Consider the following 16,774-nt stretch of genomic DNA (forward strand, 5'->3'; position numbering starts at 1 on the left):
CTAATCAGTTATGTAAATGCGCTAACAGGTGTTTCTCACAGGACTGTTGTGTATTTAACACCATGGTATCCTGCCTGCCATTAAGAATGTGCATAAAATACATTAAAATCAGTGAAATAAATAACGCTACCAGTGTTGAGTTAAAGGCAACCCCCAGCGAGGCTGTCATACCGGCGATGTCGCCGGCCAGGGCTTTATCTGCCTGTGCCAATGCCTGGCCAATACCACGCACAGTACCAACAAAGCCAATACTGGGAATGGCCCAGATAATATAACGCACCATACTGTTACCGCTTTCCAGTTGTGCCGCCAGGCTTTCTACAGAGGACTCAATAGCGTCGGCAGCATGCTGCACATTACGGGTGTTTTTAAAACGCCGGATACAATTGATCCAGGTTGCCATGGCCGGGTTATCTTTGTAAGACGACGCCTCCAACTCTGACAGTGCCAGCTCTACGTCCAGCGGCAGGCTTTTGTCATAGTCCCGCAGAAAATCACGGGTATACAGGGTTTCTTCATCTAGCAGCCGCCATAACTTGTAGCCCATCAGAAACAAACAAAACAGCAGCAACGAAAAACACACCTGCTGCTCCATGTCTTTTACAATAACCCAGACAGAAAACAAACCACTACTGCCCTCGGCAGCCAGAATTGCGGCTGCGGTTGGCCGCACTATGCCTTCATAAAACAAATGCACCAGAGTAAAACAACCCGCCAGCACCAACACACTGGTAATAATGCCGGGGTTCATGGCGGCAGAATCTTTGTTACGCATAAATGTGCTGCTCCGCTCGTCAGATATTAATAGGGAAATCCTGTGGCGCATCCAGTGATACAAAATAAGCCGCCGCAGATCCTGCTACAGCCAGTAGCACCAGGGCCAGTATGATGCGTTTTTTCATAGTTAACTCCTGCTATTGATACTATTGATAGCGGGCAATCCGAAAGCCAACATCGTCTTGCGGCCCGTTACCTTCGTTACGGATACTGGCTCTGAGCTCTTTTAAGCGGCCAGATTTATACGACGCCCCCTTAATCACATGCCCCTGCCCGCCGCTGGCGCCGCGATAATCAGTATACTGTTTTGTCGTATCGGGCGCGGTTACCGCATAAGCATCATGCACCCATTCGCGCACATTGCCATCCAGATCATAAAAACCCGCCCGGTCAGCACGGAAACTGCCTACCGGCGCTTTACCGGCAAAGCCGTCGTTATAATCGCGGAAAAAGAAAGTTTGTTGTCCTTGTACCGATTTATCGGCAAAATTACCCTGCTTATCACGCAGCCGATCTTCGTTGCCCCACACATAGGTGGTTCTGGCAGCACGCCGGTTGTGCTTGGCAATAAACTCCCATTCGGCTTCTGTTAGCAGCCGGTAACCGGGGCTATCGGCGTTAATGCCAACCACCCTGTCGCCTTGCAGGTTATAAAATGGTGCCAGCCCTTCCTGCACGCTTAACCAGTTGCTGAATTTAACGGCGTCCAGCCAGGATACCTGGGTTACCGGCAGCGCCGAGCCACCGGTTTGACCTTTAAAAGCGCCATACTGAGCTTCAGTGATCTCATGGGCCGACACCCAGATATTACGGCTGAAATTAACATTAAGCGGGTGCTCATTGCGGCCCCGGTCTGCCTCATTGGCCGGTGACCCCATGGTAAAAGCTTTAAGTTGTACTTCAATAAGATTAATGCCCAGTGTTTGGGCAAACAACGGTTTACCTTCACGGCGACGGGCGTCGAATTCTGTCAGCATGTCGGCTTGTACGGTTTGCGTTTGCCGCTGACTGGGCGTAACAGTGCGGCTGACGGTACGATAACCGTTTTTACGAAATTCAACATTCTGCGCTAATGCCTGCAACGTCAGAGTTAACGGGGTTTGCCCCACCATCTTGCCATTAATCAGTACATCGGCCGTGTGGTTAGCACTAAAACGGACCTGGCCCATTTCTGCTTTCAGCTCAAAATTCAGTGTACGCTGCTCTGCCGGTTTTAGCGTAACGCTTTGCGACTGCGCCAGGTAACCGGCCTTTTCATAGCGCACGGTATAAGCTTTACCGGCATCAATACTGGCCGGGCTGCTGGCCGGTTTACCATTTAAAAGCAGCACGCCGTCTTGTGGCGTGGTGGTTATGGTGAGTACAGCCTGCAGCGGCTGTAAAAAATAATCCCGTGCCGCTTTGGGCTGGCGGTAAGTTATGTCGATAGTATCCTGCACCGGCTCGTAGCCTTCCAGGTTAACCTGTACCTGATAGCTGCCGCCATTTTGCGGTAAAATTAATGGCGTTTTACCGACAGCCTGGCCATTTACTGTAACGCTTGCCCCTGCCGGGCGCGAAGCCAGTGTCAGCTCGCCCTGTACCGGTGTTAGTGTCAGGGTTTGCGCAATCTCATCGGCAATAGCAGTTGTCAGTGTCAGGCTTTGCGGCTGAAAAAACGGCTGTTCGGCACTGATTTGATACTCACCCGGTGCAAAACGGTCTGCCAGCTTTGGCCCCTGGCTGTGTAGCTGGCCATTGACTGTCCAGCTGATATCCGCCACTTCAGGCACTGTATCCAGTTTAATACTGGCTGGCATTGGCTGCAGCGTAACAGCCAGGTTGCTTTGTTCACTGCTTAGCACCAAACGTTGTAATGGCTCAAACTTATCGGCGCTGACTACAATTTCTGCACGCGAGCCCAACATATAGAGTTTATTTTCGATAAAAAAGCCACTGCCCGACACCACTGCAAAACGCTGGGTGTGCGCGGCTTCAGCCGGCAATACGGTGACGGTAAAACCTTTTAATAAAAACAGCCAGGCCAGATAGCTGGCCATAACCAGAGCCAGCAGCACAATACTGCTGAGCACAACCCACTTGCGCTTGCGTTTATCTGATGCGATAGACGTATCAATCCGACTCACTGCTTATTCCTCTCAGATCCGGGTTTTGCATTGTAGCTGTACAGCAGGCATAGCCGGGCTAACTTCAACACTGATAATTTCAGTACGATAGCCTTTACAACTGCCTTCAAACTGATAAGTGCCTGGTAGCAGGTTAATGGTTTTCTCTTTTACTTCACCGACATTACCCACCCCAAGCACCCGGATGTTAGTGCGGCCATCACTTTTTACCAGCACCGGCACCGGTTGTACCTGAGCCTGCAGCAAGCTTTGTAACTGGTTAAGCTGTTGTGCCAGCTTGTCGCTTTGCGTTATTAACGGCTGGGCTGCCGCTATTGCTTCATTGGCGCGCTGGCGGATATTGGCATCACTAAGGCGTTGTGGGCTGGCTAAAAATGTCTGCAACCGCTGCCCGGCCTGAATAATCTGATTAGCGTTTTGCAGCGCCTGCTGCAATACCGGGTTATCGGCGTTTAATTTCAGGCCATTTTCGGCCAGCATTTTTACTGTCGGCCATTCGTCAACCTCAATAAACACCTGAATTTGCTGCTCGGCCTGTGCGGCTGCACCGGCTTTTTCGGCGCTATCGAGCCGGCGCTGTAAACTCACTAACTCCGGCCGGTTGCTATCAATGCTGCGCGCCCGGGCTAATGCCTGGCGGGCAGTGGCGTAATCGGCCTGATCCAATGCGGCAACGGCCTGCGCCACAACATCAGCAAATGATTGTTGCTGCGCTTGCTGGTTTAACGCGGCCAAACGTTGCTGTGCCTGTTGCTCGGCCGGATCTAACCGGCGAATGCTCTCCAGCAATGTTTTTTGCTTACTGACATTGTTTTCCAGCTGCGCTACCCGTACCTGTTGCCACAGTTCCTGTACTTGCGTTGCCACATCCAGCCGCTGCTGTAACTGCAATGCCGGCTGGTATAACGGGTTTACTGCCAGCGCCCGGCTGTTGTTAAGCTGCGCCGCAGACAGGTCGGTATTGGCAAATGCTGTACTGGCTGTCTGGTACGCTGTTTCATAAGCCTTGACATAGTTTTGCTGTAACGCGCTGCTTTGTTGCTGAATATCGCGCAGCAAAGTACCGGTTTCACTGTACAGTTGCTGGCCGTATAGCCGGTAAGCTTGCTGCATATTTTGCTGTAAGGTATTTACCGTAGCGCTTTGCCAGGCAAAAAGATGCGGATCTGCAGCCAGCTGATTAACCTGGTTATTGGTGTCTGACAGCATTTGTTGTAAAGCCTTACGGGCTTGCTCGTCCTGAACCTCTGGTACAGCGGGCGCAGACGTTGCAGATAACGGCGCGCCCGGTGCAGTACCGGCAACCGGGGCCGAAGCAGCAAACCAGTTCAACGCCAGCCACACCACAAGCAATAAAAGTAATACCGCAAAAAAACCGGCTATTACTTTGATATAAAACGCCTTTTGTGACTGTTTATCCTGGTTGATTACATCATCTAACGCTGCCACATCCGGCTCCTTGCCCGAAGCTCAAAACACATTTACAACTGCTGATTTGGTGTTGCTTCTAACTGATAAATCTCAAACAGCTTTTGTCTTAACTGGGTGTATTGCTCAGTAGCTGTACCTTTAAGCTCAATAGTCTGTTCGTTAAGTTCCACCACCTGCGGTGTCACTTTAATATCCAGGCTTTGCCCCATTTCACTGAGCACATCACGTTGTGCACTCAGCTCGCGGTTTGTCTGTATCGCCTGGCTAAGGCTGTAAATTGCTGCGGCACCCGCCGCAATGGCACCAACTTCACCAATAGCTGAATTAGAGTTTTTCACCAGCATAATGCCCAGCACTGCACTGCCGGCAGCAACTAATTGCTGGGTGGTGCGTTCTGCTTTTTTCTTGCGGATATCGGCAGCAATCGGCAGGGTTTCACGCTGATATTTGCGATAGGCCTCATCTGACTCGGCATAAAAGGCTTCATAGCTGTCCTGCAGTTGGTCAACAAACTGTTCATCTTTTGCCTGTAGCAAGTTTACCCGTTGCAACATCGGGTCGTTTACTGCCGGTGCTCCGTTCAGATCGAATACGGTTTGCCGTGAGGTAAAGCTTTTTCTTTTGCTGACCAGATAAGGTGCAAAGGCTTCCTGGCTATACATAGCGGCATAGCGTAAATCTGACACCTGCTGAATTTTCTTTTTATCTGCCTCTGATTTTTTAATCAGCAAATCGTAAACATAAGCGGCAATATCGTTAAATACCGGCGAGTAAGGGTTTTGATCTTTACGTAAAGCATCGCGGTAAAAGGCTTCACCCACCTGATGTTCAAAGGTTTTCTCCCCCCAAATATCATTGGTAGCATCCATTACCCGCACACTGATACGCACGGTTTCGGTATCCGAATAATTGATTTTGCCAAGTACATACACATCGGCAGAAACCGACGCGTCCGGAGTAACATTAATCGAACCAAATACTTTGGTTGCCGCCAGTGCTTTTTTGGTATCAATGGCAAAGCGGTTTGCTTCCAGCCGCCGTACCTGTGGCCAGATATCTTCTTCAGCCACTTTTTTGTCATCAATATTGCCTTTGGCATCCAGTGGAATACCCGGGTCAAATACCGGCACAGCCACATCCAGATAAATTGCCGACTGATACTTAAACTCGCGTTCTGTCTTACCCAACTCCGCTGCTTTTGCCTGGCCGCCAATAGCAGGGCCTACGCTGCTGACATTAGTCTGGGTTGACTGACAGCCACTAAGCGCCAGTGCAATCAGGGCACAGGCGGCCGCCAGCCAGTGTTTATAGTGTTGCAAAAGAGAACGAGGTTGCATTGCCAGCTCCATTTCTAAATTATCCACAGCTATTCTAAATTATTCACGGCTATTCTGAATTATTCGCAGCCATATTGTGTCATCAAAGCGCTGAAATGTTTTTTCTCAGCGTCGGTCGTTGCAGCCGCCAGGCCTTGTTTTACCGTGTCACACACAGCAGAGTTACCTTGCTGCCCTTTGCCTTTCTGAGTTGTTTTTGACGGTGATGTCTCTGGCTCTTTCGTACTATCAGCATGTTGTGTCTGTTCAGTACCGGCTGATTGTGCGGCCTGTTCATTAGTACCTGCAGAGGCATCAGCCACGCTGCCGGCTCCGGCGCCTGAGGCACTGATCCGCCCGGCACCGCTGCTTATTGCTTCTGCCATACATTTTTCAGTTTGATTCAGATTGGCGGCAAAATCGGCGTCCATGCGCTCCAGTAGCTCGGCTTTGGTCAGCTCGCTGCCATCAATATCTTTAAAATCAATCAGTGAACAATCACCGTAAGAGGTCACGGCCCCGGTTGCAGGCTGCGGCGAAGTTTGCTGAGCACAAGCCGGAAGTGTTAATAACATTAATGAAAAGCTGAACAACCATGATCGGGCGCAGAAAATAGTTTCGCTGGACATTCTTTACTCCTTAACGGCCAGGCTGAATAGATTGCATAGCCGGTTACATTGCAGGCCAACAGACAAGCACACAGCACTGCAGTTCAACTAAGTAGATTTGCAGTATATTATGGCGGTTTTTACTTATTAACCAGCAAAATCAAGCCTAAGCTATTACATCTTTATAGATGTACCAGCTCTCAACTTGTTAATGCTGTAGTAGTGACTGCAAAAAACACTATATGATGCGGTACAAATTTAAATACATTAGACCACCTTTAAAACCGCAGCCTATCATCCGGTTTAGTATATTCAGGTTCATTGCCCGGCTGCCACTTTCGCGTTAACCATGTTCCAGAATTACACCAGGTTTATCGCCCAGCCGGTCGGCTAAATGCAGCTGCATACTTTGCATAATTTTCTGCTCAGCCTTGCGCGCATCAGCCTGCCAATACTGCGAAAAGCCCAATTCATCATGGTAGCCAAAACGGATCTGCAAATAATGTTGGCTGGTAAGCGGGTAGCAATAATGTCTTGCAGGAATATCAAGCGGACTGCGCCGATGTAAGTATAATAACCAACGCTGGTTAGCTATTTCAGTAATGTCGAAATATTCCGGCATTAGCTTACCTTCCCTAACCATTAGCTCGTCTAATTCTTCTTCGGTGCGGTTACGCATTAATAGTGGCGGAGAGCGCAGTTCGTTACGCCGCTGCGTGTTCCACCCCCGTCCGGTTTCAGCATCATATTCTGGCGCATTATAGTAATCATCGTATTCCCAACCAATATAGTGGCCTAGTAATTCCAGATTATGCCGCTCTATTGCCTGGCCGGGTACTACCCGCTTTAGCCAGATATTCAGTGTTAAATAAGCCAGCGGATGGCCGCCAGTTTTAAGAAAAGGGCCGCCATACCAGTAGCTTTGCTGGTTAAGATATAAATAGGGCTGCCCCATATCCTTCCGTTCGCTTTTTTCAAACAAATCATTGGTTGAATATGGCCAGTGCACAGGGAAATTTTTGGCAGTAACCACCGGAATACTAAATTCCAACACATCCTGCTCCAGCTCTATGCGGTGCGGAATAAACTTAAGCGCATTGGGGCCACCTTTAAAGCCACGGCCTATTATTCTGTTTACTATATTCAGGCTCATTTTATCGCCCTGTAATACGGTTAATTAGCTGTTTGCTGCTGCGTTTTACCTTAGCCAGCCGCAGGTTATACACCTGCTTTACCATCGCCGCTTTTAAAGGGCGGCCGGTACTTTGTAATTGTTGCTGGTAGCTGCGTAACCCCAAATAAGGCAAGGTATGCGGGCTGGTTAATGGCGTACCGCCAATAACAGAGCAAAACGTACTAATACTACGTAATAAGCCACTGGGGCTTAAGTTATTGGCCCCGGCCACATTCGGCACAGCATCAAACGGGTTAGCACGGTTTTTAATTATCTTTACCCCAACGGCCTGTGCAGCGTCACGTAATTTAACCATATTGGCACCACCGGCATGCACTACCACTTCGTGTTTATCCAACATAATGCCCTGTGCCCGGCATTGTTGCAAAGCACGGGTAAAAATTATCGCGCCCTGGCTGTGTACCAGCCACTGTGTGGTTTTACCCTGCGCCTGGCGCTGGCGCAGGGCACTGACTAAATGCTGGGCATTATGGCTGGGAGCTGCATCAGGTCTTTTATCCCATAAGCATTCAACAAAATCCTGCAAAATGCCTTCGGTCGGGTTATGCACCAGCGTGTAGTCAGGCATAGCAGCTTTAGGGTAAGCGACATCTAAATGCGCGCCCATTAACCAGGCGGCTTTTGTTACATCGTTAAGCATACCATTTACCGCAGCATAGTCTGTGGTGATTAAGCTTACCGGATCTTTAAGCTCCCAGGCTCCCTGCATAGCCAACAGGTCACCATCTGCCTGAGCCACCCTGTAAGGCACCGCGCCAGGAGCCCTATTTACCTGATACAACATATTGCGCTCATTTTTAGGCGGCTGCTGTGGCCCTTTTAGCTGCATATCAAAATAAATTTCATGAATTAAAATATGCTGCGCAGCTTCACGCTGATAGCTAATTAAATAGTGGTATTGCTGAAACGGATAACGGCTTTTTGTTAAGCGCCGTGTGGCATCACGCCACCAGCCTGCACTGCCCTGCGGCTGGCTGTCATAACACAGTGCTGCAATTTCTTGCCATACCTGTTTAAAGTCAAAATCGTTTAATACTTCCAGCATACCCAAAGCCTGATCGGTAAAACTAAGTCGGTGTTGCAATGGCAGAATACTGCCTTTACCTATACCGGCTGCTGCCAACCGTTGTTGCAAAAGTTCAGCTTGCGCAAGTGGGTAGCGGGTTAGTGCCTGGCGGGTAATTTCCTGGTAACTCATAAGCAGCGTCCTTTGCACAGTGTAAACACAATGCAAAATACCAAACCACCCACCTGAATACAAATAACAAACAAAATAAATAACAAAATTACATTAAATTCACTTAAAAATGTACTTTTGCTGTGATAACAGAACGGCCATGCCTCAGAGGATGAATCTTACATCATGGTACTGCTTAATTAAGCGGGGGAAGCGGTTTTCTTTACCGCATTATTAAAATATAAAAAGTCTGCTACCAACCCGTGGAGTTATTGCAATAGGTCCTGCAGTTCGTATTCAAGATAATCGGCCAGGCCTGACCAGTCACGGTTTTGCTGGCATTGCAGCACGGCCGTTAATAGCTGGTGTAACTGAGCGATCTGTTGTGGTGTAGCACCGGCAAACAACGTAACAAGTTGCCCGGCAAGGGTTGCCAGCTCAAGAGCAGGCTGTGTGGTGATACCCAGCCGGAACTGCAGCGCCAGCGCTTTGGCGTGCTGCCTGTATTGCTCCACAGTACCCATTAGCTTGCCAGCTCCGTATGGTATTGTGTACCGGCAATAACCGCACCGGCTTTAGAGGTATTAACAAAGCTGACAGCAGGTTGCTTGCTGATATAACGCTCTAAGCCGGTAAGGTAAGTAAGCAGGTTACGTAAGGTGGGCACTTTTTCGCCAAAACCATTAATAACCTGTTCGGTAGCAGCCTGGTACCCCGGCCCTAAAGCACCGTTTTGCCAGCTGGCATGGGTTTTATTGTGGCTAAAGGCAAAGTCGGCGCCAAACAACAGCACACGCTTTGCGCCCATTTTTACAGCCAGATCAACGGCGGGGTGTATTACACTGCCATGGCTGAATAACACCGCGGCAGCTAATTGTTTACGCACCGGATTGAACACGGCACTGTCACTTAGGGCAATATAACGTGTACCGGGGAAATGCTGTAACAATTCGGGGTTAGCCAGCGGAAAATACACCAAACTGCTGGCAGCGGTTAAGCTGCTGCAGGGCAAATGCTTTAATGTAATTTTATGGTCACGGCTAACAATAATATCCGGTCTGATATCCTGTGCTAACAAGGCTTTTACTGCGGTGTCAACGCAGATCAGTAAAGGTGCATTAGCCTGCTGCTGCGCTTGCCTGATAAAGCCGTAATGTTGTTCCAGCGAAGGTCCGGCCCCTATCACATAAACGTCCTTATCTGCCGCTAAAGAGTTAAATAACACCTGTACCTGTTGGTCTTGCTGCCAGAAAGGCTGGTTTTGCTGCAGGCGCGGTAAAAACGTGCTGACATCCTGCCGCAAGCGCTGCGCGGCGTAACCGGCTTCGAGCTCGCTGTACAAGCGATCACGGGTTTTCATATTGTCATCGCTGGCCAACACTAATTCAGACGGCAGCACGGCAAATGGCAGCTGAATATCACTCTGGCTGGCAGCCAGCTGTAAGCTTACCCGGCTATCACTGAGCCAGTGCCGTTGATCAAGCAATTGCAGCACCAGCGCAAAAATATACTCATTTAAAATACAAACACTTAACTGCTGCAGGCGCTCACGGCTGAGCAACTGTTGCTGCATATCGCCAAGGCCGGTGCCGTACAATGTAATATGTGGGTAATGTTGCGGCAATTTACTGATTTGCTGCAAGGCTTCCTGCTGCCGGTTATGCCGGCTGGTTAGCTGAATACCGTTAATCAGCAGGGTGTTGTCCTGCCCTTCTATCAGCTGCACTGCCGGGCGGTGTTTTTCAGCGGCAGCCTGCTGTAACACGTCAGCCAGTGTGGGCCAGCGGCTGGCAATTACGCGCATATTTTGCGCAAAACAGTCGTTAATCATTACTCTGTCAACCCAAACCAAACTCAACCAGGCTACGGGTAATATTGGCTTGCGACATGACCACAGACACCGCACTTTTACTGCCACCTTGCATTGCAATACGCAGTTGCTGGCTAAGCGCATTAAGTTCAGTGTTATCGTTCTGGCTTTGCGAAATCGCCACCAGTTGCGCCTGCAATGCGGCACGCTGTGCCTGCACTTTACCCAGCGCGTCTTTTAATTGCTGCTGCGCCAGCTGAATTTGCTGGCTATAGGCCTGCACATTGTCGGCTGTTGCCGCAGCTTTACCCAACTGAGCCAGTGTGCTGTCAGCAGCCTGTAGCTTTACACTTACCGGGTTACCTGCGGCAACACGCACGCCCTGGCCACTGATGAGCCAGGGTTCCTGCAACTTACGGGCATCGCGCGCTTCGGCAGAGAAATACAGTTGCTGATTATCGCTGCTAACACTGATTTGCTGTTGGGCAAAGGCTTGCTGCACGGTGTGCAGATTTTGCTCTGCGCTTTGGCCTGCCGGTAAACTGATACTGACAGCACTACCGCTGCGGCCCAGTAAAATACTAACCTGCTCGTTTTGGCGCCGCTCAGACAATAAATCGATATTGCTGCCCAGGCTGGCTTTTAGCGGTGCCGGTTGCATACTGGCCGGAGTGAGATCAGCATTGAGGCCAGAACTGCTGTGTGCCAGTTTTTGTTCCAGTTGCGCTAACTGCTGCTGTGCCTGCTGTTGCTGTTGCGCTGATAACTTGCTGTTACCCGGCGCATTCAGCTGCCGGCGCAGGTTTTCCAGCGCCTGATATGCCTGGCGGATATTGCGTTCGGTTTGATCTGTCTGGCTAAGCTGTTTACTGACATCTGCTGCCAGTGCCCATTTGCTTAATACCTGTATTTGCCGCGACTGCCGGGATACCGGCACAGTGCGGCCAGTATCGTCAGCACGTACAGCTTTGATCACAGCAGCCCTATCCGCCGCATTTAACGGCGTTAGCGCACTGTTACTGACCTTATCAACCGCACCGGATAGCTGCATAGCTGTACCTTATTTAAACATAGGAAAACAAGGTAAGCCGCGAGACACTGGAATACACTTTCAGCGACGACTCATAAGACGCCATGGCCTGATTCATTTTAACGTAGGCTTCAGGGTAATCCACTTCTTTAATGTCATCACGCAGTGTTTCGGTAAAGAGTGCTATATCCTCATTGCCCAGTGCCATTTCCTCCAGCGAGGCTAAAGTACCACCAATGCGGGTGATCTCACCACTTACTGTAGCCAGAAAACTACTGATATGGCCCAGCATATCGCGTGACTCGTCACCCACACCGCCTGCCGGCGCGGTGCTGATCAAATCCAGATAGGTTTGCATTTCATTTAAGAAATTCACGCCCGGATCCAGCGCGCTGCCAACAATATTGCCCGGCACACTGGAATTATCTGACACAGCAATCTGCCGTACACGGTTGTCGCCATTGTACTGATATACCCCGGCGCCATCGCGCTCAAACGGTTTAACGTCGGTTAAGCTGCCTGAAAAATAATAATTGCCGTTGCCGTCTTTGGCGTTAAGTAAATCAACTATACCCGGCATTAATACTGCCAGTTCCTGGCTAAATGCTTCCAGCTCGGCCTGGCCCATAGTGCCATCGGCGGCCGTAGTGACAATTTCCTGAATTGAATACAGCGTATTGACAATACTGCTTAACTGCGTTTCCTGCTGCCCCAGATTAAAATGCACAGCGTTCATATTCGATTTGTACTGATCCAGTTTAGTCAGCTCGCTGTTTAACGTTAACAGCATCACTGAGCCTAATGGGTCATCTGACGGATTTTGGATCCGTTGGTTAGTTGCAAGCTGGGTAGATAACTTGCTGTACTCAGCAGTAGACTGCTGAATATTGCGGATAGTGGTTAGGTGATACTGATTGCTGCTAACGCGCATAGCCACGGCCTCAGAAGATATTAATCAGGGTTTTAAACAATTGATCCGCTGTGCTGATCACCCGGGCATTAGCGTCATATAGCTGCTGGTAATACATCAGGTTAGCGGCTTCTTCGTCCAGATTTACGCCACTCACGCTGTCACGCGCGGCCACGGCATTGTTGTTCAGCACCTGGGCAGTTTTCACACTGCTTTGCACCTGCTTGCTTTGAATAGCCAGATCGCCGATTAACGTATCATAGCCTGCTGTGCCGCCATTTAATGACGCCACCAGATTAGCAATGTTGCCATTGTCGCCGCGGCCACCGGCCGGATTGCCGAAACCGTCGTTGCCAATAAAGGCCAGGCCATCCGGTTGCAAGTCAGGGTTCACACTAATAGTGCCCAGTACATCAGCCGGGTTGTACAAGAACAACGGTTCGCCCGGCTGGCCGTTTAAATCGAAGCCTTGTGACAGCGCAGTGTTTACTGAATCAGCAATATTAGTAACTATTTGCTCCAGCTGCAGTTTACTCGGTTGCAGCACGTTTACATCGACATTGAGTAAACCGCCGATACGGCCACCGACAAACTCGTTCAGGCCGAAGTTCTGGCCGTTAAAGCTAACATTAACCGCAGTGCCATTTACGCTGACTACCGAAGCTTTAGAGCCAACCACCAGTGGTGCGCCGTTTTTACTGCTGATATTAATATTGCCATCGCCCGGATCGACAATATCTACACCCATATAACCAGACAGTTCGGTTATTAGCACTTCGCGGGCGTCAGCCAGCTCTGCGATAGGCTGGCCCAGCGCCTGCGCTTTGCTTATTTTGCTGTTTAGCTCAGCAACCTGTTGTAACAACGAACTGCTGTTATCTGCCAGGTTGCTTAATTCTTTGCCAAGTTTGTCTTGCTGATCTGACAAGGCACCATTAATTTGCGACAGGTCCTGTACCAGTGCCTGTGCAGCAGACAATACCTGCTGACGGTAAGCGCTTGAGTCGGGGGCTGACATTGCGGCATTAAAAGCCGCACTGATACCGGCAACAGCGTCATTCAGGTTCAGCGATTCAGTGCCGAGTATTTGTTCCAGATACCCCAGATAGCTTTGAAAACCTTCGTAATAGCTTAAATCTGAACTGGTGCGCCAGATATCGTCATTAAGAAAATCATTAACGATGCGATCAACCTTAGTCACCTTAACGCCGTTTAAGCCACCGGCAGCGGTTTCCAGATATACCGTTTGGCGGCTATAGCCCTTTACGGCAGCATTGGCCACGTTCTGGCCTACCACGTTTAGTGCATTGTTAGCCGCGTTAAGGCCAGACACACCGTTTAAAAGCATACTCATAAGCTGGGTTTCCCGCCGCTGTCGGCCTGCCATAATGGCTGGCTAAATCCGCTGTTACTGTATTCCGGCGCAACCAGACTCAGCGCCGCCTTATCAGGTAAAGCGACGGCTTCGGCCAGTTGCTTAAATTTATTTTCGGTTTGCGCCAGACCATCGCCTAACTGCCGCACTATGGCTTCAGCTAAACCGAGCTGCTGCCTGGAAGCCAGGTTTTGTGCCAGCTGAGCATCGTGCATATCACGGAATGTTTGTGCCTCACTGCTGCCAAACAGGCCATTGTCACCGGCAATAGCATCGGTGCCGGCATGCATGTTTTTTAGTACCAGCTGCAAAAATATCGCTTCAAACTGTTCTGCCGCTTTAGTCAGCCGGGCGGCAGGATCCTGGTTGCTATCTATGCCTGCGGCAGCGCGTGGGTCTATCGCCAGCCCTTCGCCAGGTAAAGCGTAACCGGTTAACGAGGTTATATTCATTCAGATCACCAGCAAATCAGCATCCAGCGCACCGGCGTTATCCAGCGCAATCAGGATCGACATCAGTTCTGCCGGAGTTGCCCCCAGCGCGTTAATGGCCTGCACTATAGCGTCCAGCGAGCTGCCTTCCGGCCACAGCATCATATTGGCAGTGCGCTCCTGCACATCAACCCCGCTGTTTTGTAGCGGTGTTGTCGTGCCACCACTAAAAGGCAATGGCTGGCTTACTCCCTGTTGCTCACTGATCGTAATAGTTAAACTGCCATGGCTGACTGCAGCGCGCTTTACCCGCACTACGTCGTTCATCACCACAGTACCGGTGCGGCTGTTAAACACTACGCGCGGCCGCTGGCTGCCTTCTTCTACGTCAATGTCCTGTAACATTGACATAAAGGTAATACGGCTGTTCGCGTCTACCGGTGCACTGACGACCAGCTTGCCTTTATGCTCGGCTCTGGCGACATCAGGCCCAAACACCTGATTAATGGCGGTAACAACATTGCGGGCAGTCTGATAATTGGGTTGCTTCAGGTTAAGCACGACCTGGGCGGCAGGTTCATATAATTGCTGCACGCTGCGCTCAACAATAGCGCCGGACGGAATAATACCGGCAGTGGGCACATTGACGGTAACCGACGAGCCATTCTGGCCGGTGGCATTTAAGCCCCCTACCACCAGATTACCCTGCGCCAGCGCATATACTTTGCCGTCAACCCCGCGCAACGGCGTCAGCATCAAGCTGCCACCATGCAGGCTTTTGGCATCACCCAGCGACATAATAGTTACGTCCATAGTTTGCCCGGGACTGGCATTGGCCGGCAACGTTGCGGTAACGGCGACCGCCGCCACGTTTTTTGACTTCGGCAGGCTGTTTTCATCCAACTGCACGCCAAACTGTTTCAGCATATTGTTTAATGACTGGGCAGCAAACCGGATTTGCGCCTTATCGCCGGAGCCGGGCAAACCTACCACCAGGCCATAGCCCACCAGTTGGTTGTCGCGCACACCCTGAATATCGACCAGATCCAGCAGTGGCCGGGCTTGCAACAATACGGGCCACAACAGCAACAGCACGGCAGTTATACAATGTTTCATAACACCTCAGTTAAAACGGGTTAAGAAAGCGGTTAAACAAACGGGTAAACCAGCCAGCCTGGCTGGCACTGGCTAAATCGCCTTTGCCGGAATAACTAATGCGGGCATCGGCAATACGCTGCGACGAGATGCGGTTGGTAACATCAATATCTTCCGGCCGCACCAGCCCCTGCAGGCGGATATATTCATCGCCCTGGTTCAGCTTGATCCATTTTTCGCCACGGATAGCCAGAGCACCGTTGGGCAATACATCGGTTACCCGCACGGTAATAGAGCCGCGCAGAAAGTTCTGCTGGCTGGCGGCACTTTCGCCATCAAATTGTGAACGTGAGTTCAGTTGCATGGCCAGCTCTGAGGTATTTAAGTTACCTACCAGTGGCACGCCAACATTAATGCCGGTGCTTCTGTCTATACTGGCATCGGCGCTTTTACTTGATTGGGTACGCTCATTCAGCTCCACGGTAAGAATATCGCCTACCCTGTAGGCACGTTTATCTTCGTACAGGGTAAACATATAACGATCGCTGTACAGGCTGCCATGCTGCTGGCCCGGCAGCGGTTCATCAACGCTGCGCTGCGCCACCACCTGCTCCCAGTCGGCTTCATGTACCAACGGCGGCTGGCTGGCACAGGCGCTTAGCAGTAACATAATGATTAAGGCGCTACAGGCTTTCATAGGCTTACAGGCTCTGGTTAATAAAGCGCAGCATTTCATCGGCCGCCGATACCACTTTGGCGTTCATTTCATAGGCGCGCTGCACTGCTATCATGCTGACCATTTCATCAACCACGCTAACGTTAGAGCCTTCAATGGTGTGTTGCTGTAAAGCACCCAGCGCGTCTTCTCCGGGAACACCTTCTACCGCTTCACCTGAGGCGGCAGTGGCGCGGAATAAGTTGCCACCCAGCGCTTCCAAACCGGCAGGGTTAACAAAGTTAACGGTTAAAATCTGGCCCAGTTCTACCGGTTCAGCCTGGCCGGCAACGACAGCTGTAACGGTACCGTCGCGGCCAATAGTTACGCTGGTGGAGTTCTCTGGTATCGCAATATTTTGCAGCAGTGGCAGGCCATTGGCGTTTACGATTAATGAATCGGCGTTTAGCTGAAACTGGCCGCTGCGGCTATACAGGATTTCACCGTCCGGGTTTTCAATCTGGAAAAAGCCCTGTCCGGCAATGGCGATATCCAACGGGTTGTCACTTTTTTCAAAGCTGCCTTCCGTAAAAATTTTCTGGGTACCGTTAATACGTACACCGGTACCCACCTGAATGCCTGACGGCACCTGGTTTAGCTCGTCAGCCTGAGTGCCCGGCTGGCGCTGTACCTGATAAAATAAATCTTCAAACACGACGCGGTCTTTTTTAAAGCCTGCGGTACTAACGTTAGCCAGATTGTTGGAGATGGTTGTCATGCGCATATCCTGCGCGGCTAAACCGGTTTTACTAACCCATAAGGCAGAGTTCATGTGCTG

Annotated in this window: 16 protein-coding genes; all 16 read right to left on the bottom strand. The window is 50.4% G+C overall.

Translation table 11 applies throughout. From position 1 onward, the window contains the following. Positions 1 to 4 precede the first annotated feature (4 nt). Positions 5 to 775: a MotA/TolQ/ExbB proton channel family protein gene (locus J3B89_RS03925; RefSeq protein WP_215396182.1), complete on the bottom strand. Its 771-nt coding sequence runs from the start codon at positions 773 to 775 to the stop codon at positions 5 to 7. A gap of 148 nt (positions 776 to 923) precedes the next feature. Further along, on the bottom strand, positions 924 to 2,903 hold the full coding sequence (locus J3B89_RS03930) for a PEGA domain-containing protein (RefSeq protein WP_215396183.1): 1,980 nt from the start codon (positions 2,901 to 2,903) through the stop codon (positions 924 to 926). 12 nt (positions 2,904 to 2,915) lie between these two features. Beyond that, positions 2,916 to 4,352 carry a hypothetical protein gene (locus J3B89_RS03935; RefSeq protein ID WP_215396184.1) on the bottom strand — a complete coding sequence of 479 codons (1,437 nt, stop codon included), beginning with the start codon at positions 4,350 to 4,352 and terminating at the stop codon, positions 2,916 to 2,918. Positions 4,353 to 4,384: 32 nt separating this feature from the next. Next, complete coding sequence (locus J3B89_RS03940) at positions 4,385 to 5,671, bottom strand: hypothetical protein (RefSeq protein ID WP_215396185.1); 1,287 nt, start codon at positions 5,669 to 5,671, stop codon at positions 4,385 to 4,387. Positions 5,672 to 5,730: 59 nt separating this feature from the next. Then, entirely contained in the window at positions 5,731 to 6,225 is a 495-nt protein-coding gene (locus J3B89_RS03945; protein WP_215768294.1) for a hypothetical protein, read from the bottom strand. A 376-nt stretch (positions 6,226 to 6,601) separates the two neighbouring features. Next, positions 6,602 to 7,411, bottom strand: a complete 810-nt coding sequence (locus J3B89_RS03950; RefSeq protein ID WP_215396187.1) for a hypothetical protein — start codon at positions 7,409 to 7,411, stop codon at positions 6,602 to 6,604. A 1-nt stretch (position 7,412) separates the two neighbouring features. Further along, positions 7,413 to 8,651: a hypothetical protein gene (locus tag J3B89_RS03955; protein ID WP_215396188.1), complete on the bottom strand. Its 1,239-nt coding sequence runs from the start codon at positions 8,649 to 8,651 to the stop codon at positions 7,413 to 7,415. Positions 8,652 to 8,899: 248 nt separating this feature from the next. After that, positions 8,900 to 9,154, bottom strand: coding sequence for a hypothetical protein (locus tag J3B89_RS03960; protein WP_215396189.1), 255 nt, complete (start codon positions 9,152 to 9,154; stop codon positions 8,900 to 8,902). Beyond that, positions 9,154 to 10,461 carry a motility associated factor glycosyltransferase family protein gene (locus tag J3B89_RS03965; RefSeq protein WP_215396190.1) on the bottom strand — a complete coding sequence of 436 codons (1,308 nt, stop codon included), beginning with the start codon at positions 10,459 to 10,461 and terminating at the stop codon, positions 9,154 to 9,156. The genes J3B89_RS03960 and J3B89_RS03965 overlap by 1 nt, the downstream gene beginning before the upstream one ends. A gap of 7 nt (positions 10,462 to 10,468) precedes the next feature. Continuing rightward, positions 10,469 to 11,491, bottom strand: coding sequence for a hypothetical protein (locus tag J3B89_RS03970; protein WP_215396191.1), 1,023 nt, complete (start codon positions 11,489 to 11,491; stop codon positions 10,469 to 10,471). 13 nt (positions 11,492 to 11,504) lie between these two features. Then, a complete protein-coding gene (gene flgL, locus J3B89_RS03975) occupies positions 11,505 to 12,401 on the bottom strand; it encodes a flagellar hook-associated protein FlgL (protein ID WP_215396192.1) in 897 nt (298 codons plus the stop codon). A 10-nt stretch (positions 12,402 to 12,411) separates the two neighbouring features. After that, complete coding sequence (flgK, locus tag J3B89_RS03980) at positions 12,412 to 13,734, bottom strand: flagellar hook-associated protein FlgK (protein WP_215396193.1); 1,323 nt, start codon at positions 13,732 to 13,734, stop codon at positions 12,412 to 12,414. Beyond that, on the bottom strand, positions 13,731 to 14,207 hold the full coding sequence (locus tag J3B89_RS03985; RefSeq protein WP_215396194.1) for a rod-binding protein: 477 nt from the start codon (positions 14,205 to 14,207) through the stop codon (positions 13,731 to 13,733). Before J3B89_RS03985 ends, flgK begins: the two co-directional genes overlap by 4 nt. Beyond that, positions 14,208 to 15,302 carry a flagellar basal body P-ring protein FlgI gene (locus tag J3B89_RS03990; RefSeq protein ID WP_215396195.1) on the bottom strand — a complete coding sequence of 365 codons (1,095 nt, stop codon included), beginning with the start codon at positions 15,300 to 15,302 and terminating at the stop codon, positions 14,208 to 14,210. A 10-nt stretch (positions 15,303 to 15,312) separates the two neighbouring features. Beyond that, positions 15,313 to 15,978, bottom strand: coding sequence for a flagellar basal body L-ring protein FlgH (flgH, locus tag J3B89_RS03995; protein ID WP_215396196.1), 666 nt, complete (start codon positions 15,976 to 15,978; stop codon positions 15,313 to 15,315). A gap of 4 nt (positions 15,979 to 15,982) precedes the next feature. Continuing rightward, positions 15,983 to 16,768 (bottom strand): flagellar basal-body rod protein FlgG, encoded by a 786-nt coding sequence (flgG, locus tag J3B89_RS04000; protein ID WP_215396197.1) that lies wholly within the window; start codon positions 16,766 to 16,768, stop codon positions 15,983 to 15,985. Positions 16,769 to 16,774: the final 6 nt, after the last annotated feature.

Source organism: Rheinheimera oceanensis (assembly GCF_018831085.1).
GTDB classification, from domain to species: Bacteria; Pseudomonadota; Gammaproteobacteria; order Enterobacterales; family Alteromonadaceae; genus Alishewanella; species Alishewanella oceanensis.